This window comes from Bradyrhizobium sp. B097, assembly GCF_038957035.1.
Classification (GTDB): domain Bacteria; phylum Pseudomonadota; class Alphaproteobacteria; order Rhizobiales; family Xanthobacteraceae; genus Bradyrhizobium.
On the sequence record NZ_CP152412.1, the window covers coordinates 7,852,431 to 7,871,363 of the forward strand.

At 64.9% G+C, this 18,933-nt stretch carries 15 protein-coding genes; 6 read left to right on the forward strand and 9 right to left on the reverse strand.

What is annotated here, in order from left to right; translation table 11 throughout:
* Nucleotides 1–10: 10 nt before the first annotated feature.
* Nucleotides 11–874, reverse strand: coding sequence for an alpha/beta hydrolase (locus AAFG07_RS36085; RefSeq protein WP_342724408.1), 864 nt, complete (start codon nt 872–874; stop codon nt 11–13).
* A complete protein-coding gene (locus tag AAFG07_RS36090) occupies nt 871–1,287 on the reverse strand; it encodes a hypothetical protein (protein ID WP_342724409.1) in 417 nt (138 codons plus the stop codon). The genes AAFG07_RS36085 and AAFG07_RS36090 overlap by 4 nt, the downstream gene beginning before the upstream one ends.
* 412 nt (nt 1,288–1,699) lie before the next feature.
* Here AAFG07_RS36090 and AAFG07_RS36095 point away from each other — a divergent pair, with 412 nt between their 5' ends.
* From AAFG07_RS36095 to AAFG07_RS36105, 3 genes are all read left to right on the forward strand, one after another.
* Nucleotides 1,700–2,647: a tripartite tricarboxylate transporter substrate binding protein gene (locus AAFG07_RS36095; protein ID WP_342729341.1), complete on the forward strand. Its 948-nt coding sequence runs from the start codon at nt 1,700–1,702 to the stop codon at nt 2,645–2,647.
* 155 nt (nt 2,648–2,802) lie between these two features.
* Nucleotides 2,803–3,288 (forward strand): tripartite tricarboxylate transporter TctB family protein, encoded by a 486-nt coding sequence (locus AAFG07_RS36100; protein ID WP_342724410.1) that lies wholly within the window; start codon nt 2,803–2,805, stop codon nt 3,286–3,288.
* Nucleotides 3,289–3,294: 6 nt separating this feature from the next.
* On the forward strand, nt 3,295–4,803 hold the full coding sequence (locus tag AAFG07_RS36105) for a tripartite tricarboxylate transporter permease (protein ID WP_342724411.1): 1,509 nt from the start codon (nt 3,295–3,297) through the stop codon (nt 4,801–4,803).
* Nucleotides 4,804–5,002: 199 nt separating this feature from the next.
* On the opposite strand, the gene AAFG07_RS36110 is transcribed toward AAFG07_RS36105, so the two are convergent.
* The 3 genes from AAFG07_RS36110 to AAFG07_RS36120 all read right to left on the reverse strand — a co-directional run bounded on the left by AAFG07_RS36110 (nt 5,003) and on the right by AAFG07_RS36120 (nt 8,891).
* The gene (locus AAFG07_RS36110; RefSeq protein WP_342724412.1) at nt 5,003–5,848 is read right to left on the reverse strand and encodes an IclR family transcriptional regulator; all 846 of its coding nucleotides are present in this window, start codon (nt 5,846–5,848) and stop codon (nt 5,003–5,005) included.
* Between the two features lie 185 nt (nt 5,849–6,033).
* The gene (locus AAFG07_RS36115) at nt 6,034–7,320 is read right to left on the reverse strand and encodes an MFS transporter (protein WP_342724413.1); all 1,287 of its coding nucleotides are present in this window, start codon (nt 7,318–7,320) and stop codon (nt 6,034–6,036) included.
* 185 nt (nt 7,321–7,505) lie between these two features.
* Nucleotides 7,506–8,891: a M20 family metallopeptidase gene (locus AAFG07_RS36120; RefSeq protein ID WP_342724414.1), complete on the reverse strand. Its 1,386-nt coding sequence runs from the start codon at nt 8,889–8,891 to the stop codon at nt 7,506–7,508.
* Nucleotides 8,892–9,143: 252 nt separating this feature from the next.
* Here AAFG07_RS36120 and AAFG07_RS36125 point away from each other — a divergent pair, with 252 nt between their 5' ends.
* Nucleotides 9,144–10,526, forward strand: a complete 1,383-nt coding sequence (locus AAFG07_RS36125) for an LLM class flavin-dependent oxidoreductase (RefSeq protein ID WP_342724415.1) — start codon at nt 9,144–9,146, stop codon at nt 10,524–10,526.
* Between the two features lie 229 nt (nt 10,527–10,755).
* Here the strand turns inward: AAFG07_RS36125 and AAFG07_RS36130 are convergent, their stop codons facing one another.
* The gene (locus AAFG07_RS36130; RefSeq protein WP_342724416.1) at nt 10,756–12,420 is read right to left on the reverse strand and encodes a thiamine pyrophosphate-binding protein; all 1,665 of its coding nucleotides are present in this window, start codon (nt 12,418–12,420) and stop codon (nt 10,756–10,758) included.
* A gap of 334 nt (nt 12,421–12,754) precedes the next feature.
* Between AAFG07_RS36130 and AAFG07_RS36135 the strand changes: the two genes are divergently transcribed.
* Nucleotides 12,755–14,239 carry a hypothetical protein gene (locus tag AAFG07_RS36135; RefSeq protein WP_342724417.1) on the forward strand — a complete coding sequence of 495 codons (1,485 nt, stop codon included), beginning with the start codon at nt 12,755–12,757 and terminating at the stop codon, nt 14,237–14,239.
* Nucleotides 14,240–14,292: 53 nt separating this feature from the next.
* Here the strand turns inward: AAFG07_RS36135 and AAFG07_RS36140 are convergent, their stop codons facing one another.
* Both AAFG07_RS36140 and AAFG07_RS36145 read right to left on the reverse strand, forming a co-directional pair.
* Complete coding sequence (locus tag AAFG07_RS36140; RefSeq protein WP_342724418.1) at nt 14,293–14,808, reverse strand: GFA family protein; 516 nt, start codon at nt 14,806–14,808, stop codon at nt 14,293–14,295.
* Nucleotides 14,809–15,018: 210 nt separating this feature from the next.
* Complete coding sequence (locus AAFG07_RS36145) at nt 15,019–16,146, reverse strand: alkene reductase (RefSeq protein WP_342724419.1); 1,128 nt, start codon at nt 16,144–16,146, stop codon at nt 15,019–15,021.
* Nucleotides 16,147–16,308: 162 nt separating this feature from the next.
* Between AAFG07_RS36145 and AAFG07_RS36150 the strand changes: the two genes are divergently transcribed.
* Nucleotides 16,309–16,692 carry a winged helix-turn-helix domain-containing protein gene (locus AAFG07_RS36150; protein WP_342724420.1) on the forward strand — a complete coding sequence of 128 codons (384 nt, stop codon included), beginning with the start codon at nt 16,309–16,311 and terminating at the stop codon, nt 16,690–16,692.
* Between the two features lie 561 nt (nt 16,693–17,253).
* Here AAFG07_RS36150 and AAFG07_RS36155 read toward each other — a convergent pair.
* The gene (locus tag AAFG07_RS36155) at nt 17,254–18,750 is read right to left on the reverse strand and encodes an aldehyde dehydrogenase family protein (RefSeq protein WP_342724421.1); all 1,497 of its coding nucleotides are present in this window, start codon (nt 18,748–18,750) and stop codon (nt 17,254–17,256) included.
* Between the last annotated feature and the right edge of the window lie 183 nt (nt 18,751–18,933).

An 18,933-nucleotide genomic window follows, 5' to 3' on the forward strand; every position in this document is an offset into this window, starting at 1 on the left:
AAGCGTCGATTTACTGCGTGAGAATGTCGGCGAGGACGGGTGCGATGTAGCGGCGAAACTGGTCCGGATTCTCGCTCATCGGAAAATGACCGAGCTTTTCCATGATCGTGACGCTGGCGCCCCCTATTGCCGCTGCCGTCCGCCTCGTGTCCTCAGGCGTGCAGGAGAAATCATACTCGCCCGTGAGGAGATAGAGCTTGCATACTTTAGTATCGATTGACGCGACCCGGCCGCGCAGGTCGCCGTCGACACGGTAGAAATACAGGTCGCCCTTGAACACGCCGGGACCGCCCTGCTTGTAGGCCCACAGCGTTTCCATCCGCGCAGGCGCCGGGCTCTGTGGCGCAATCAGCCCCGACACCAACGCGGCGCAGACCTCGCCGCCGTGAACGTCCGCCCGATTGAGCCAGTCGGTGTCGTACCATGGCGTCTGGAAATCGGCGGCCTCGAGCCCGATCAGCGCGCGAAACTCGGCGGCATATTCGATCGCAAGGTTGAGCACGATGCGGCCGCCGATCGAGCAGCCCATCACGACAGGCTTCTCCAGCCGCAATGCGCGACAGAAGGCGCGGATGGTCTCGGTGTAGCTGTTGGTGGTGAGTTGGTATTCATCGCCGGTCCAGCTTTTCGGCGGATTCGACTTGCCATGCCAGGGCATATCGAAGGCAATGACGCGGAAATTTTCGGCAAACGCGCTATCTGCGAGCAGATGCCGCCACTGCCGCGCGTCTGATCCCGCGGTATGCAGGCAGACCAGCGGAATGCCCTTGCCGTTCTCCTCGAAATAGATCCGGTGCAGCTCGCCGCCGATCTCGACGTGAACGTAGCGGCCGACCATCGGCTCGATATGGCCGTTCATGATCGTACCGCTCATGATACGGCCGCCGCGAAATGCTGCCGCGGCAGCGCCAGCAGGTCCTTGAAGTATTGCAGGTGCGCCATGAAGGGATGCAGATCGCCTCCGAGCACCGCCTCGCCGCGCTTGGTCAAGGCCAGCAGATCGTGCCAGCCGGGTTTCGGCTCGGCCTGCCAATAGGCGGCCCAGGCCTGCGGCGTCGCACGATAGGCAAAGCGCCACGAGCGCATCAGGACCGGCGAGGGCACGAACTCGACGATGCGGCCGGCCCGGATCGCGGCGTGAAACGGCCGCGCCGTCGGGCCGAGCAGGCAGTCGCAATCGAGCAGCCGCCCGCGCGAGACCAAGAGCGGCGCCTGGTCGAGCAATGCGGGAATGCCGGCAAACACCGTCGTCACAGCGTCGTCGGTGGCGTCGGGCGATCGCGTCATCTGTCGGGGAAGTTTTCCTGCGGCGGACGCCCCATGATGACCGGAAGGGCGCGATCCCGCAAGACGCCGATGCCCTTGGGTTCCCTGGATTATACGCTTGACCAAACGCGGCTTGCCGGTCAGGGCGCGGGGTGGCGCGCCCTCCCCGCATACTGCCAGGAGCTGCCAATAGTTGCCACTCCGTCAGACCAAAGACCGATTGAATTCCGCGGCTCGGCAGGTCGCGCCAACTCGCGGCAGGCCAATTGTCGCAGTCGGCGCCTTCGCTCTTCCGTTGCCCGCCGCGTTCTGTCCAATGCGCAGCGTGTCCCTGCGACGACAGGGACGATCATTGCCAACACCGAACAAGACATGGCCGCGATCGAACGCGGCCACACGGGGAGAGATCGAGATGTCGCAGCGCAATTCCTGGATGGTCCTGCTCGCCGCCGCCGGCATGCTGCTGTCAACAGCGGCGCAGGCGCAGGATTATCCGACCAAGCCGATCACGCTGATCGTGCCGTGGCCGGCGGGCGGCTCGACCGATATCTCGATGCGCGCGATCGCCGAGAGCGCCTCCAAGGTGCTGGGCCAGCCGATCGCGGTCGACAACAAGGCGGGCGGCGGCGGCACCGTGGGTCCCGCGACCATGGCCGCCGGCGCCAAGCCCGACGGCTACACCATCGCGCAGATCCCGATCACCGTGTTCCGCCTGCCGCTGATGCAGGACGTGTCGTGGGATCCGGCGAAGGATTTCTCCTACATCGTCCACCTCACCGGCTACACCTTCGGCGTCACCACCAATGCGGAGTCGCAGTTCAAGACCTGGCAGGACGTGGTCGACTTCGCCAAGAAGAATCCCGGCAAGGTGACCTATGCGACGCCGGGCACCGGCACCTCGCTGCATATCGGCATGGAGCAGATCGCCTTGATGGCCGGCGGGATCAAGCTGACCCAGGTGCCGTTCAAGGGCGGCGCCGAGACCAACGCCGCGGTGCTCGGCCAGCACACCATGCTGCAGGCCGATTCCACCGGCTGGCGGCCGCTGGTCGACGCCGGCAAGCTCCGGCTCTTGATGGTGTGGACCGGCGCGCGCTCGCCGAACTATCCCGACGTGCCGACGCTGAAGGAGCTCGGCTATCCCATGATCTATGACTCGCCGTTCGGCATCGCCGGCCCCAAGGGCATGGATCCCAAGATCGTGGCCAAGCTGCACGACGCCTTCAAGAAGGCGATCGAGGACCCGGCCGTGATCGCGACGCTGGCCAAATACGACATGGTGCCGAACTACAAGAACACCGAGGACTACAGGAAGTTCGTGGTCGAGGTCACCGAGTCCGAGCGCAAGGTGATCGACACCCTCGGGCTGGCGAAGAAGTAAGAAACAAAGACAGAGAACTGAACTCGCCACGAGCGAGGACGTCATCCTGAGGTGCGCGCTCTTGCGCGCCTCGAAGGATGGACGCGGGCACCGTCGCCCTTCGAGGGCTACGCTGCGCTTCGCTACCTCAGGGTGACGGTGATTGAGAGCAACACATGACAGACCAAACCAACGTCAAACTCCGTCTCAACAACTCCGAGCTCTGGGGCGGGCTGATCGGGCTCGCGCTCGGCGGCTTCGTGATCTGGTCGGGGCTGAAGCTCAAGCTCGGCACCATCAACGATCCCGGCTCCGGCTACGTGCTGTTCTACACCGGCATCCTGATGTGCGTGTTCGCGATCTCGATCATGGTCGCGGCGGTCACCGAGGGCGGTCCGAGCTTCGCCTCGCGATGGGAGAATGCGCGCTGGGGCAAGCCGGTCCTCGTCATCGTCTGCCTCACCGCGTTCGCCTTTGCGCTGGAGCCGCTGGGCTTCCTGCTGTCGGCGATCCCGCTGATGCTGTTGCTGTTGCGGGTGATCGATCCGGTGCGCTGGTCGCTGGCGATCCCGCTGTCCATCCTTGCCCCGCTTGGGATGTGGTGGGTGCTGAAGCACCTGCTCGCGATCCAGTTGCCGAGCGGCATCTTCGAGATCGGTTGAGCGCCCATGGATACTCTCGTCAATGTCGCCCACGGCCTCGGCGTCGCGCTGCTGCCGGTCAATTTGCTCTATTGCTTCATCGGCGTGTTCATCGGCACGCTGGTCGGCGTGCTGCCCGGCATCGGCCCGATCTCCGCGATGTCGCTATTGCTGCCGGTCACGCTGTCCGGCACGCCGGAGTCCGGCATCATCATGATGGCCGGCATCTACTACGGCTCGATGTATGGCGGCTCGACCACCTCGATCCTCGTCAATATCCCCGGCGAAGCCGCCTCCGTCGTCACCTGCATCGACGGCCACCAGATGGCCAAGCAGGGCCGCGCCGGCCCCGCGCTCGGCATCTCCGCGTTCGGCTCGTTCATCGCTGGCACTTTCTCGCTGGTCGCCCTGATGCTGGTGGCGCCCTCGCTCGCCAGCGTCGCGATCGCGTTCGGCCCGGCCGAGTATTTCAGCCTGATGGTGCTCGGCCTCGTCGTGCTGACGTTCCTCACCCAGGGCTCGATGGCCAAGGCGCTGCTGATGGCCTGCATCGGCGTCGTGCTCGGCCTGGTCGGGCTCGACAGCATCACCGCGCAGCCGCGGCTGACCTTCGGCCGCATCGAGCTGATCGACGGCATCGGCCTCGTGCCTGTCGTGATGGGCCTGTTCGGCGTCGCCGAGGTGCTGCTCAACACCGAGCAGGCGATCAGGCGCGACATCATCAACGCCAAGATCACCCAGCTGTTGCCCAACAAGGAAGACTGGAAGGCGAGCGCCGGTCCGGTGGCACGCGGCACCGTACTCGGCTTCTTCCTCGGCATCCTGCCCGGCGGCGGTGCCGTGGTGGCATCGTTTGCATCCTATGCGCTGGAGAAACGGCTGTCGAAGCATCCGGAGCGTTTCGGCCACGGCGCGATCGAGGGTGTCGCGGGGCCGGAATCGGCCAACAATTCCGCGGCCGGCGGCGCCTTCATTCCGCTGATGACGCTCGGCATCCCGCCGAATGTGGTGATGGCCCTGCTGCTCGGCGCCTTCGTGATCCACGGCCTGCAGCCGGGACCGCTGATGATCTCGCAGAACCCAACGTTGTTCTGGGGCATCGTCGCCAGCATGTATATCGGCAATCTGATGCTGTTGGTGCTCAACCTGCCGATGATCGGGATGTGGGTGCAGCTGCTGCGGCTGCCCTACAATGTGCTGTTCCCGCTGATCATCCTGTTCACGATCATCGGCGTCTACTGCTCCAGCAACAACGTGTTCGACGTCCATGTCATGATCGCGTTCGGCGTGATCGGCTATTTCATGCGCAAGCTCGGCTACGAGCCGGCGCCGCTGGTGCTGGCCTTCGTGCTCGGGCCGATGCTGGAGAACAATCTGCGCAAGTCGCTGATCCTCTCGCAGGGCGATCTCATGACCTTCGTGGAACGGCCGATCTCGGCGATCTGCCTCGCCTTCGCGCTGCTGCTGCTGGTCGGCCCGCTGCTGCCGTCGCTGCGCAGGAAGCGCGAGCTGGTGGCGCTGGACGAGGGGGCTTAGCGCCCGACGAGAGGGAGTTGAGCGCATCAAGCCGGCAGTGCGCCCCCTCTCCCGCTTGCGGGGGAGGGTTGGGGTGGGGGTATCACCGCGAGTCATCTAGTGGAGAAAGCCCCCACCCGGATTGCATCTTCGATGCAATCCGACCTCCCCCGCAAGCGGGAGAGGTGAAGCCAGTCCGCGGAAAGACCTACTGCCCGCTTCAACCCGCCTTCGCCGGACGCCCGTTCTTCGGCGCCTGGGCCATCGCGCGGGCCAGCACCTGGGCTTCCTTCTTCAACATGTCGGCGAGCTCGCTTTCGCGGCGGCGGATGCGGTCGGTGGCAGCGCCGATCGACAGCGCGGCGACCACCTCGCCGGCATCGTCGCGGACGGGAACGCCGACGCCGCCCATGCCGGGGAATGCGGCGTCGAGCAGCACGGTGTGGCCGGCCTTGCGCGCCACGGCGATCCGCTCGCGCAGGAATTTTGGCGTGATGCGCGGCGATTTCGCCAGCCGAGGCACGATCACCTCGATCACGGCCTCGATCTCGGCATCCGGCAGCCAGACCAAGAGCGCCAGCGCGCCTGCGCCGACGCCGAGCGGACGGCGGCTGCCGATCTGCAGATAATTCGGCTGCAGCGGGTGGCTGCCGACCGAGCGCGCCAGATACAGCGCCTCGACGCCGGAGCGCACCGACAACAGCGCCGTATCCGCGGAGCGCTCCGACAGCCGGAGCAGGCTCGGCTGCGCCAGCTCGGCGATGTCGACCGAGCGGCGCGCGCCGACCGCCATCACCCGCGCCTCCTGGCCGAGCTCATAGGTCTTGGCGCCGGCGAGCCGACTGACGAAACCTTCCTCGATCAGCGAGTTGAGGATGCGCAGCGCGGTCGCCTTGTTCAGCGAGGTGGTGTCGGCGATGTCGGTCAGCCGCAGCGGCGAGCGCTGCGCCAGCACGCGCAAGATCGCGCAGACCTTCTGGATCGCGTTGAACTTGTCGGGTTGGCCAGGCTCCGGCGGTGGCCTCTTGCGGCTGGTCCGTGCGGTCGCAGTCGTGGAGGCGTTCATGCCTTGGTCTTCCTTGCCTTCAATTCCAAATCCTGAACCGGCACGACAAAGGGATGTGCCGGCGGACATCATCCTAAAACGGATGACGCGCGCCGGACATCGTATACTTTCGTGAGATGAAACTTTGATTGCGACTATCTACGCTGCCTTGCAGCAACGGGATGTTCGAATTTCGCTTCACGAAATCAAGCCAGCCGCAGCCGGCGGATGGTGAACAGCGCCCACAGGCTGAGCAAGCAGACGCCGGTGAGGTAGTAGCCCGGTGCGAGCTCACCGATCGGCGCGAAGCCGCCCATCCAGGTCATGATCGCCGGGCCCATGCCGCCGAACAATGTGACGCCGATATTGTAGCTGAGGCCGAGCCCGGTGGCACGCGTCGCCGCCGGAAACAGCTCCGACATCAGCGCGGCGAGCGGCCCGTAATATAGCGACTTGAGGACGCCGAGCCACAGCACGCCGATCAGGATGATGGTCGGCGTCGGCCTGCCCGTGAGCAGCAGGAAGGCCGGGAAGATCGAGACCAGCAGCAGCAGCGCAAACAGGATCATGTGCGTGGTGCGCCCGATCCTGTCGGAGACGAGGCCTGCGATCGGCGCCAGCAGCGCGACCGCCGTCTGCGCGGCGAATGCAGCGATGAATCCGACCGACGGCGCGAGGTTGAGCGTCTTCACCACATAGGTCGGCATGTAGACGATCAAATAGTTCACCGCGGTCGACACCGCGAGCGCACCGATCGCCAGCATCGTGGCGAGCTTCTGCCGCGCGAACACTTCCCTGACCGGCGAATCCTGCTTGCCCGCCGCCGGCGGCGGCGTCGCATCGTCGACATGGTTGCGGATGTAGATGCCGACCGGGCCGATCAGCACGCCGAACAGGAACGGCAGCCGCCAGCCCCAGGATTGCAAATCCTCGGGACTCATCAGCGACGTCAACAGCGCACCGAAGCCTGCACCGAGCAGGCCGCTGACGCCCTGGCTCGCGAACTGCCAGCTCGCCACGAAGCCGCGCCGCTCCGGCATGTGTTCGACCAGGAACGCGGTCGAGGAGCCGAACTCGCCGCCGGCGGAAAAGCCCTGCACCAGCCGCGCCAGCATCACCGCGATCGGCGCCAGGATGCCAATGGTCTGATAGGTCGGCATCAAGGCCAGCACCAGCGTGCCCAACGTCATCAGCACGATGGACAGCATCAGCGAGGCCTTGCGGCCGTGACGGTCGGCATAGGCGCCGAGCACGATGCCGCCGATCGGGCGGATCAGGAACGACAGGCCGAAGCTGCCGAAGGTCAGCAGCAGCGAGGTGGTCGGATCATTGGCCGGAAAGAACGCCTTGGAGAGATAGACCGCGAAATAGGCGTAGACCGAGATGTCGTACCATTCGAGCGCATTGCCGACCGAGGTCGCGACGATCAGGCGGGTGATGTTTTTCTTTGTGGTGGCGTCGACTTCGGAGGTAAGCGGCGTCGATAGGGTCATCTAGATTCCTTGGCCGTGTCAGGCACTATTCTCTGAACTCGTCATAGCCGACGGCTTCCCCGTCATCCTGAGGTGCGAGCTCTTGCGAGCCTCGAAGGATGCACGGCCCCGCTGGTGGCCGATTCATCCTTCGAGGCTCGCTCCGCTCGCACCTCAGGATGACGGAGAAATAGCGAGCCCTTCCTTCACCCCTTGCGCGGCGTCTCGCCGAGATCCCAGAACAGGCCGGCCATGATGGTCAGCGCCTCCTCGGTCACCGGCAGCAGGATGTGCTCGTCGGGCGCGTGCTGCGAGCAGCCCGGATAGGAATGCGGCACCCAGATCGTCGGCAGGCCCAGCCCTTCCGAAAACACGTCGTTCGGCAGCGAGCCGCCGAAGTTCGGCAGCACCGCTGGCGCCTTGCCGGTGGTGGTGCGGATCGAATTCGCCGCCCACTCGATCCACGGGCTGTCCATGTCGGTGCGCGAGGCGCCAAAGCGCTGCGCGCCCGAGACCTCGACCATCGGAAAGCCGTTCTTGTGCAGATAGTCGCGCACCCCATCGATCACTTCGAGATATCTGGTGCCGACCACGAAGCGGAGCTGCAGCACCGCATTCGCCTTGCCCGGAATTGCATTGGCGGGCTTGTCGATATTGCCCGACGACATCGCCAGCACTTCCAGCGTGTTCCAGGCATAGAGCCGCTCGGCCGCGGTCAGGCCCTCCTCGCCCCAATCCTCCGCCAGCGCCGGCTCGTCCGCCGTCGGCTTGATCTCGACGTCGGCGAGCGCGGCACGGACGCGGTTCGAGATCGGCGGCGGCTTCAGGATCTCGAGCTTCATGCGGCCCTTGCCGTCGACCAGGCTCGCGATCGCGTTGACCAGAATCGTCGCCGGATTGGCCAGCACGCCGCCCCAATTGCCGGAATGGTTGCCGCCCTCGCGCAGGTTGACGTCGAGATGGATGCGGTTGCCGCCGCGGCAGCCGAGGAAGATCGTCGGCCGGTCCGCCGACAGCCGCGGCCCGTCCGAGGCAATGAACAGATCCGCCTTCAGCTCCTCGCGATGCGCCTCGCAGACCTCGCGCAGATCGGGCGAGCCGATCTCCTCGCCGGTCTCGATGATGAACTTGGCGTTGAAGCCGAGCTTGCCGCCGCGCGCCTGCTTCACCGCGCGCAGCGCGGCCATGTTGATCGAATGCTGGCCCTTGTTGTCGGCGGTGCCGCGGCCATAGACGCGGTCGCCCTTGACCGTGGTCTGCCAGGGATTGAGCCCATCGCGCCATTCGCCGACCATGCCGTCGACGACGTCGCCGTGGCCGTAGGTCAGCACGGTCGGCCGCGCGGCATCCTCCTGGTAGTCGGCGATCAGGTAGGGCCCGCGGCCGGTCGGCGACTCGATCAGCCGGGTCTTGAAATCGAGCTCGGCGAAGGCCGGCTGCAGATTCTCGACCAGATAGGCGCGCAGCGCATCGGCCTTGTCGGCATTCAGGCTCTCGGTCTGGTAGCCGACCCTGCGGTCCAGCTCCTGCAGGAACTGTCCCGATTTAAAATGCTCTCGCACGTTTGCGATTGCGTCGGCCCGTGTCGCCATGATTGTTCCTTCGTCCGGTCGCGTCTTGAGATGATTTCTTGGCATGATCCCACCGGAACGCGACGCTTTGCGCCCGGATTATGCTTCTGGAGGCCGGCAACCTATCGGGATCGGCGCGCCACCGGAAGGGTGTGAATCGCGAAGGGGGCCTTGCCAAAACGTGGGAAGTCGCAACAAGTTGCTGCGGGACGCCCGGCATCCGACCGGGCAGCATTCGAAGCGGCGCTCAAGGTTTCGACCAAGGTTTCGACAATGACAAAACAAATCCGGCTCAACGCCTTTGCCATGAACTGCGTGGCGCATCAGTCGCCGGGGCTGTGGACCCATCCGCGCGACCGCACCAAGGACTACAACAAATTGTCCTACTGGACCGATCTGGCGAAGACGCTGGAGCGTGGCCGGTTCGATGGTCTATTCCTGGCCGACGTGCTCGGCGTCTATGACGTCTATGCGGGCAATCCGGATGCGGCACTGCGCAATGCGGCGCAGACCCCGGCCAACGAGCCGTTGATGCTGATCCCGGCGATGGCCGCGGTAACCGAGAATCTCGGCTTCGGCGTCACCAGCAATCTCTCGTTCGAGCCGCCCTACCCGTTCGCGCGGCGAATGTCGACGCTCGATCACCTCACCGGCGGCCGGGTCGGCTGGAACGTGGTGACCGGCTATCTCGATTCCGCGGCGCGCGGTGCCGGCAAGGACAAGCAGACCGCGCATGACGACCGCTACGAACTCGCCGACGAATATATGGAGCTGGTCTACAAGCTCTGGGAAGGCAGCTGGGAGGACGACGCCGCGGTCCGCGACGTCGCGCGCGGCATCTTCACGGATCCCGCGAAGGTGCATCGCGTGCAACACGAAGGCAGCAACTACCGGCTCAACGCGATCCATCTCTCGGAGCCGTCGCCGCAACGCACGCCGGTGCTCTACCAGGCCGGCACCTCACCGCGCGGCCGGCAATTCGCCGCCGAGCACGCCGAATGCGTGTTCATGTCAGGGCCCTCAGCCAAAGTGATCGGCCCGCGCGTGTCGGCGATCCGCGAGCTCGCCGCCGCAAAGGGCCGCAACGCCGCCGAGATCCTGATGTTCTCGATGATGTGCATCGTGGTCGCGCCGACCGAGGCCGAAGCCAAGGCGAAATATGCCGAGTATCGCAGCCATATCAGCCATGAGGGCGCGCTGGCGCTGATGTCGGGCTGGACCGGCGTCGACTTCTCGACCTATTCGCTCGATCAGGAGGTGCGGCACGTGCAGAACGATGCCGGCCGCTCGGCGATGGATAATGTCACCCGCGCCGACCCCGATCGGATCTGGACCGTGCGCGAGGTCGCCGAGCATGTCGGCATCGGCGGCGCCGGCCCCGTGGTGGTCGGCACGCCCGAGCAGGTCGCCGACAAGATCGAGCAATGGTTCGAGGACACCGACGTCGACGGCCTCAACGTCGCGTTTGCGATCTCGCCCGGCGATTTCGAGGACATCGCCGACATGCTGGTGCCGGAGCTCGTCAAGCGCGACCGCTTCAAGAAAGAGTATGCCAAGGGCACGCTGCGCGAGAAGCTGTTCGGCGCGGGGCGCGCCAGGCTCGATGCGACGCATCCGGCGGGGCGATATCGGGTGAAGAGCGCGGCGGCGGAGTGATCGTCTCCGTCATTGCGAGCGAAGCGAAGCAATCCATCGCACCGGGCGAACGGAAGTATGGATTTGCTTCGTCGCTTCGCTCATCGCAATGACGCGGATAGTTCCGTCATCCTGAGGTGCGCGCTCTTGCGCGCGTCTCGAAGGATCGACGGCCACCGGCCGGGCCGTGCATCCTTCGAGGCTCGCTCCGCTCGCACCTCAGGATGACGGGACGGAGCGCGCGCCGCGCTCAATTCACCGAATTGCTGACCATCACCTCGATCAGCTTCGCGCCGGGACGGCTGAACGCCGACTTCATCACGCCCTTCAGCTCCTGCGGGTCGGTCACCTTGATCGCTTCGAGCCCGAGCGAGCGCGCGACGCCGGTGAAATCGACCGGCGGGTCGATGAAATCCATCCCGACATAATTGTCGTCACCATGGAAGGCGAGCAGGCGCTGCTTGATGATGCGATAGCCGCCATTGTTGACGATGACGAAGTTGAGCGGCAGCTTGTGATTGGCGGCGGTCCACAGCGACTGGATCGAATACATCGACGAGCCGTCGCCGGAATAGCACACCACCGGGCGCTGCGGATTGGCGAGGCTGACGCCGACCGCGGCCGGCAGGCCCCAGCCGATGCCGCCGGAGGCGAGCGCGTGATAGCCGTAGCGGTCGCGATGCGGGCGCAGCGCGAGGATCTGCCGCGACGAGGTCAGACCTTCGTCGACCAGGATCGCGTTGTCCGGCATCGCCTCCACGACTTGCAGGGCGAGCCAGTCCGGATCGATCGGCGATTTCAGGGCCGCCTTCGAGATCTGCTCGACCAGCGCCTCGCGCTTCGCCGCCCAGTTCTTCGTCGACAGCGCCGCGAGCCCCTGCCTGGCGCGCGTCTCCAGTGCGCCGCCGCCGAGCTCCTTCAATGCCGGGACCAGCGCGCGCAGCGTCTCCTTGACGTCGGCCTTGACCGCGATCTCGGCGCCGTAGTTCCTGGCGAGATCGCTGTCGACCAGCCCGACCTGCACGATCGAGAGCCCGTCCGGCAGCGGATCGACCTCGCTATAGACCGACATCCGCAGCGGATCGCCGCCGAGCGCGATCAACAGATCATACGGCGCCAGCACATCGCGGGCGACCTTCTGCAGCCGCGCGATCGCGCCCATGAAGCTCGGGCTTTCGGAAAGAAAATGCGAACCATAGGGCGTCGGCGATTGCCAGGCCGGGCAGCCCAGCGTCTCGGCCAGATCGGCCGCCTCGCGCAGCGCGTCGCTTTTGACGATCTCGTCGCCGACGACGATCACCGGACGCTCGGCTTTCAGGATCCGCGCGGCCAGCGCCTTCAACGAATCTTCCGACGGCCGGACCCTTGTGTCGACCCGGGTGGAGCGGCCGAGCTCGATGCCGGCCTCGGCGTTGAGAATGTCACCGGGCAGCGAGATGAACACCGGTCCCGTGGGCGGCGTGGTCGCGATCTTGGCGGCGCGGCGCACGATGCGCGGCAGGTCTTCGAGCCGCGTCACCTCGACCGCCCATTTCACCAAGGGCGTGGCCATCTGCACCAGCGGGCCATAGAGCACCGGTTCGGTCAGGCCGTGGCCCTGCTCCTGCTGGCCGGCGGTGAGGATCAGCGGCGTGCCGGTGAAGCTCGCATTGTAGAGCGAGCCCATCGCATTGCCGAGACCGGGCGCGACATGGACGTTGCAGGCGACGAGCTTGCCGGAGGCTCGGCTGAAACCATCGGCCATCGCGACGACCAGGCTCTCCTGCATCGCCATCACATAGGTGAGGTCGGGATGGTCCTTCAGCGCATGCATGATCGGCAGTTCGGTGGTGCCGGGATTGCCGAACAGATGCGTGACGCCCTCGTCCTTCAGCAGCGCCAGGAATGCCGAGCGGCCGGTTATGCGATTCTTCATGTTTCCTCCAGGCCTGCCGGCGAGTCGGCCGACGGCGGGAGGAGATGACCAAACTTGCGCTTGGGGAGCAATCGAGCCGCCGGTCATGGCCGCATTCCGCTGGCGCGCGCCTGGCTCTCTAGGGCACGCGCTCGTCATTTCACTCCGCCGGCCAGTCCCTCGAAAGCCGGCGCGGGGCAGACGTGAACCTCGACGGGAGCCATCGAATTGCGCGGCCGACTTTAACGCTACTTTAGCGAGAGTGTCCTAAAGCGACGATGGTTTGTCTTCATCAAGCACACAGAAAAGCATGCAGGGCCCGCAGGCGGCTCGATTCGATCGCGGGGGTTCAGTCATGGACGCGCTGGCGGCCTGGAACGGAACCAGGCTCGATAGAGGACCGGGAACGATCGGGCGCGAGAAGCTCGGACTCTATGTCTTCCTGATCGCAGTCACGTCTCTGTACTACCTGTCGAACGGGCCGCTCCTGCTCGGCCACCTTGATCTCGGATGGCACCTCGCCGCCGGAGACCTGATCAGGGAGCGCGGCAACGTCCCCTTTCAGGATCCATGGTCGTTCACCCTCGGCGACAGGCAATGGTACAATCTGTCCTGGCTCTGGGACGTGGTCGCCAGCGTGGTGTTTCAATACACGGGATATACCGGCCTCACATTGGCGGTCATTGCATGTGGCGCCGTCATCGCCGGATATCTTGCATCGATCTGCCTGCGCAGCGGCGCCTCGACACTCGCGGTTGGCATTTCCGTTCTCGCCGCGTGCCTGCTTTACCCGGCGTTCGTGACCGCGCCGAATTCCTATCTCGCCGCTTCGCCGAACACCCCCACCATGTTGTTCTGCGTCGTCTTCTACGCAGAGTGCCTGAAGCGAACCAGATGGTTCCTGCTGCCGGTGATGATGGTGCTTTGGGCCAATCTGCATGGCGGCTTCGTGCTCGGGCTTTTCATCATCGGCATTTTCGGCGCCGCGTCCGTGCTCAGGCGGGACTGGGCAGGTCTTAAGATCTACGGTTTCGCAGCTGCCGGCTGCCTTGTCGCGATCCTGATCAATCCGCTTGGCTGGCATATCTACGACGGCGTCACGACCACGCTCGGCCACTTTGCGCAGGCGAACATCACCGAGTGGTGGTCTTATTCCGCGAACTTCACCGTGCCCGGGAGCATTCCCGGCATCGTCTATATCGCGATATTTGCGGCGTTCGAGCTCCGCCACCCGGCTGCTTCGCCGGCTCCTCTGGAGTCGCGGCTGCTGTCCTGGCTGTTCCTGCTGCTGGGGTTCTATCAATACCGGTACATGTCGTTCTTCTTCATGTTCGCAACGGTGCCGCTGGCGCTTCACATCGACCGGGTGCTGCCCAAGCAGCTCAACGATCTCAAGGTCCAGAGCTCGCTCTTGGTTGCCGGCATCATCGGAATGTGCGCGCTGCCGCTGACGCTGATGGTCGTCAAACCGGCGCTCGCGCTTCCGCAGCTGCTCTCGGAACAGGATGCGCGCGATCTTCAAAGCCATTTTCCGCATGCGCGGCTGCTGAACCACTGGAACGTCGGCGGACTCCTGATCTTCTACACGCGCGGTGCGGTGCCGGTGTTCGTCGATGGCCGATCGGCTACCGCCTATCCCGATGAGCTGCTGCGCGACTATTTCAGTCTGATCAAATGGGAGGTCGATGAGACCGCCTGGGACACCGTGCTTGCCAAGTACAAGATCGACACGGTGCTCTGGGTGAAGGCGCACGAACCGCTGAAGAGGTTCCTCGTCGACAAGAGAGGGTGGACCGAGGAATACGCAGGAACGGATGAGGTCATCTACGTGAAGCACTGACGCAAGGTTGCGTGCGACCGCCTCCCCCGAATGCCGGCACGCGAGCTGGCGTCCTAGAACATCCCCTCGCGCTCGCTGCGCTTCTTCTTTTTCGAACGCTGCCAGACCACGCCGGGATAGCCCTTCAGCGGCACCAGCGGCTCGCCGGTGTAGGCCCATTCCTGCAATTCCTCGATCGCGATGTGATAGAGCGGCTGCCGGCCGGTGCGCCCCGAAAACAGCGCACGCGGGATATTGACCATGTGCGGCGACCGCGCGCGCTCGTAGATGACGGGCGTGCCGCAATTGGCGCAGAAGCTGCGCGCGGTCTTGCTTTTCGTGTCCTCATAGCGCGAGAGCTCGCTTTCGCCCTGCGTGATGCGGAAGCGTTTCTTCCAGCTGCCGACATAAGTCGCATAGACAGCGCCATGGGCGCGGCGGCTCGCAGCGGTGTGATCGTGCCAGGCCCAGCGCGCCGGCACGTCGATCTCGAACCGCACCTTGCCGCACAGACATTGGCCGGCCGCAGGCTTTGCCAGCGCCACCGGCTTGGGCTTCTTCGTCGGCTCGAACTCGTCGTCCGGAAACATCGGGGTCTCCCGGTCTACACGTCATTGCGAGGAGCGAAGCGACGAAGCAATCCATCTCTCCGCAAGCTGGGAGATATGGATTGCTTCGCTTCGCTCGCAATGACGAAGATGGAACCATCGTAGCCCGGATGCAGCGAAGCGAAATCCGGGGACGGTTGATCCGCCGACAAAAGGCCCCGGATTGCGCTGCGCTTCATCCGGGCTACGAAGTCAGGCCTGCGCCATCTCATCGTGCACGGGATAGTCCGTGTAGCCCTTCTCCTCGCCGGCATAGAAGGTCGCGCGGTTGTACTTGGTCAGCGGATAGCCGCGCTGCAGGCGGCGCGGCAAATCCGGGTTGGAGATGAAATAGCGGCCGAACGCGATCGCATCGGCATGACCTTCCGCGACCGCACTCTGCGCGCTGTCGCCGACGAAATTGCCGGCGGTGATCAGGACACCGCTCCACATCGGGCGATACAGCACCATCGCGGACGGCACGTTCTGCCAGTCGACCTCGGCGCGACCGGTGCCCGAGGCGCGCGGCTCGATGAAATGCAGATAGGCGAGCCCGAACTTGTCCAGCGCCTTGATGGCGTGGCTGTAGAGCGGCATCGGGTCGGCCTCGCCGCTGCCATTGGCGATGCCGTAGGGCGAGAGCCGCACACCGACGCGGTCGGCGCCCCAGACCTCGGTCACCGCCTGCGTCACTTCCAGCAGGAAGCGGACGCGGTTCTCGATCGATCCGCCATACTGGTCGGTGCGCAGATTGCTGCGCGATTGCAGGAACTGCTCGATCAGATAGCCATTGGCGCCGTGTATCTCGACGCCGTCGAAGCCGGCGGCGAGCGCGTTCTTCGCCCCCTGCCGGTAGGCCTCGACCATCAGGGCGACTTCACCGGTCTCGAGCGCACGCGGCGTCTCGTAGTCGACCACCTTGCCGTCCGCCGTCATGCACTTGAACTCGGAGGGGATCGCGACCGCCGACGGCGCCACCGGCAGCGCGCCATCCGGCTGGAACGAGGAATGCGAGACGCGGCCGACGTGCCAGAGCTGCAGGAAGATCAGTCCGCCCTTGGCGTGCACCGCATCCACCACCTCGCGCCAGCCCGCGATCTGGGTATCGCTATAGATGCCGGGGACGCCGGGATTGCCGAAGCCGGTGGCGACCACCGGCGAGGCTTCCGCGATCAAGAGGCCGCCGGGCGTGGCGCGCTGTGCGTAATATTCCGCGTTCATCGGCCGCGGCGCGAGGCTCGGCCGCGCCGCCCGCATCCGCGTCAGCGGCGCCATCACGACGCGATGCTTCAGCTCATAGGGACCGACCTTGAGCGGCGAAAACAGCGATGGAGAACTCATGCCTACCCCAAATATTCTTATGTGGTTTCCGTTATAGAGTGGGCATGATCCGCCCCGGAAAGCCGGTTACCACTTTTCCGGACCATGCCCGTTATGTCACGGGTTCATCTTGTTCGCAAAAGCAGGTAGTGGCAATCTAGTGAACAGACAAGCAGGCTTGCCATGTCGAAAACGAGCGCCACATCGCTCCCCTCGTTGAGCGTCCGCATCGATCTCGATGCCGAAGACCGCATCGGACCGGGCAAGATCCTGCTGCTCGAGCGGATCAGGGAATGCGGCTCGATCTCCGCCGCCGGCCGCGCCATGGACATGAGCTACAAGCGCGCCTGGGACCTGGTCGACGAGATCAACCGCATCTGCCGGCAGGCGGCGGTGGAACGCCAGACCGGCGGCAAGAACGGCGGCGGCGCGGTGCTGACCCCGTTCGGCCTCTCTTTGGTGGCGCGCTACCGCAAGATCGAGCGCGATGCGGCGACCGCCGTACGCAAGGATCTCGAGGCCCTGCGCAGCGACATCGGCAAGCCGAAGAAGGCCGCGGGGCGGTAAACGCTGGAATCGGCGGCCGCAGCAAGGGCGCTTACGAAAATATCGAAAACAACCCCATGCAAAGTAGCCGGCGTCGGCCGGCGCTCGACAAGGCAACTTGACGCGTCGGGCAAATCAGGGATATTCTTCTAATATTCCGAAATCGTGCATTGGGATTGCATCCGTCAATGCAATCCGACCTCCTCCCGCAGGCAGCAAGGTTTATCGCATTTCGCGGCAATGCCCTCGTGGGCCATCCTTCGAGACGCCCGCCTTCGGCGGGCTCCTCTGGATGATGCGGCTTGCTCAGTGTCATCACCCGCGCATGCGGGTGATCCAGTATTCCAGAGACGTCTGTGCTTGAATCGAGGGGCCGCGGCGTACTGGATCGCCCGGTCGAGCCGGGCGATGACAGCGGTGGGCAAGGATATACGCCTTGCTTCGCGGCTGAACTATTGGCCCGCATGGTGAGGAGCGCCGCTTGCGGCGCGTCTCGAATCACGAGGCCGAGCGCTTGCGCGGTCGCCAAGACGGTAGATGCGATACCTCTCCCCGCAAGCGGGGAGAGGTGAGAAGCCAGCCCTAACCCGTCTTGATCCAGACCGCCTTGACGTTGAGATATTCCTCGACGTGCTGCTTGCCGGACTCGCGGCCGTAGCCGCTCATCTTGTAGCCGCCGAACGGCACCGCCGGATCCATGGCCTGGTAGCAATTGACCCAGACCGAGCCGGCGCGCAGCGCCTTGGCGACCTGGTGCGCCTTGCTGACATTGGTGGTCCAGACACCCGAGCCGAGGCCGAAGGTGGTGGCGTTGGCGCGCTTGATCAGCTCGTCCGGATCCTTGAACGAGATCGCCGAGATCACCGGGCCGAAGATCTCCTCCTGCGCGATGCGCATGTTGTCCTGCACATTGGCAAACACGGTCGGCTGCACGAAATAGCCCTTCGACAGCGCGCCTTCGGTGAGGCGGCCGCCGCCGGCCAGCGCCTTGGCGCCTTCCTTCTGGCCGATGTCGAGATAGCTGGAGACCCGCTCCATCTGCTGCTGCGACACCAGCGGCCCGATCTGGGTGTTGGGGTCGAGGCCGTTGCCGACCTGCAGCTTCTTGCCGAACTCGGCGACGCGGCCGACGAATTCGTCATAGACCTTCTGCTCGACGAACAGCCGCGTGCCTGCGCTGCAGATCTGGCCGGAATTGGCGAACACCGCCATCGCAGCGCCCGGCACCGCGGCGTCGAGATCGGCGTCGGCGAACACGATGTCCGGCGACTTGCCGCCGAGCTCGAGCGAGACGCGCTTGAGGTTGCCGGCCGAGGCACGGATGATCGATTGTCCCGTGACGTGCGAGCCGGTGAAGGCGACTTTGTCGACATCGGGGTGCGAGGCGAGCGCGGCGCCCGCGGTCTCGCCATAGCCCGGCACGACGTTGACGACGCCGGGCGGAATGCCGGCCTCCATGCAGAGCTCACCGATGCGCAACGAGGTCAGCGGCGATTCCTCGGCCGGCTTCAGCACCACCGTGCAGCCGGTCGCGATCGCGGGGCCGATCTTCCAGATCGAGGCGGTCAGCGGGCCGTTCCAGGGGATGATGGCGCCGACCACGCCGATCGGCTCCTTCAGCGTGTAGGAGAAGATCTCGCCAGGCAGCGAGTTCTCGATGGTCTCGCCGTGGATCGCGGTGGCCTGACCGGCGTAGTAGCGCAGCATGCCGAGTGCGCGCAGCCGGTTGCCGCGGGTGCGGCTGATCGGCGCGCCCATGTCGAGCGTGTCGAGCTGGGACAGTTCCTCGAAATTGGCCTCAACCAGCTCGGCGAGCTTGAGCAGCATGTTCTGCCGCTCGAACGGCTTCACCTTGCTCCAGGGCCCTTCGAAGGCGCGGCGCGCCGCCGCAACCGCACGGTTGATGTCCTCGGCATCGCCCTCGGCGACGGAGGCGAGCAATTCACCGGTGGCGGGATTGTGGGTTTCGAATTTCTTGCCGGAGGCGGCGTCGACCCATTTGCCGTCGATCAGCATCTGCTTGTAAGAGCCATCGGCATAAGGATGGCGCGTGATCGGAATAGCCTGCGAAACAGCCATGTTTGCACTCCCTGTAAAATGTCGGCTGAGGTGTTTTGGAAGCGTTATATCGACGATTCTACAGCGCGGGCACGAAACCGTAAAGCGACGCCGGCGTTGTCGAGGGTGGCGCGCATGAAAACCTCCCATGCACCTGCGTGCATGCCAGGTGCGATATGCTGATTTTCCAACTGAGCCACAGAT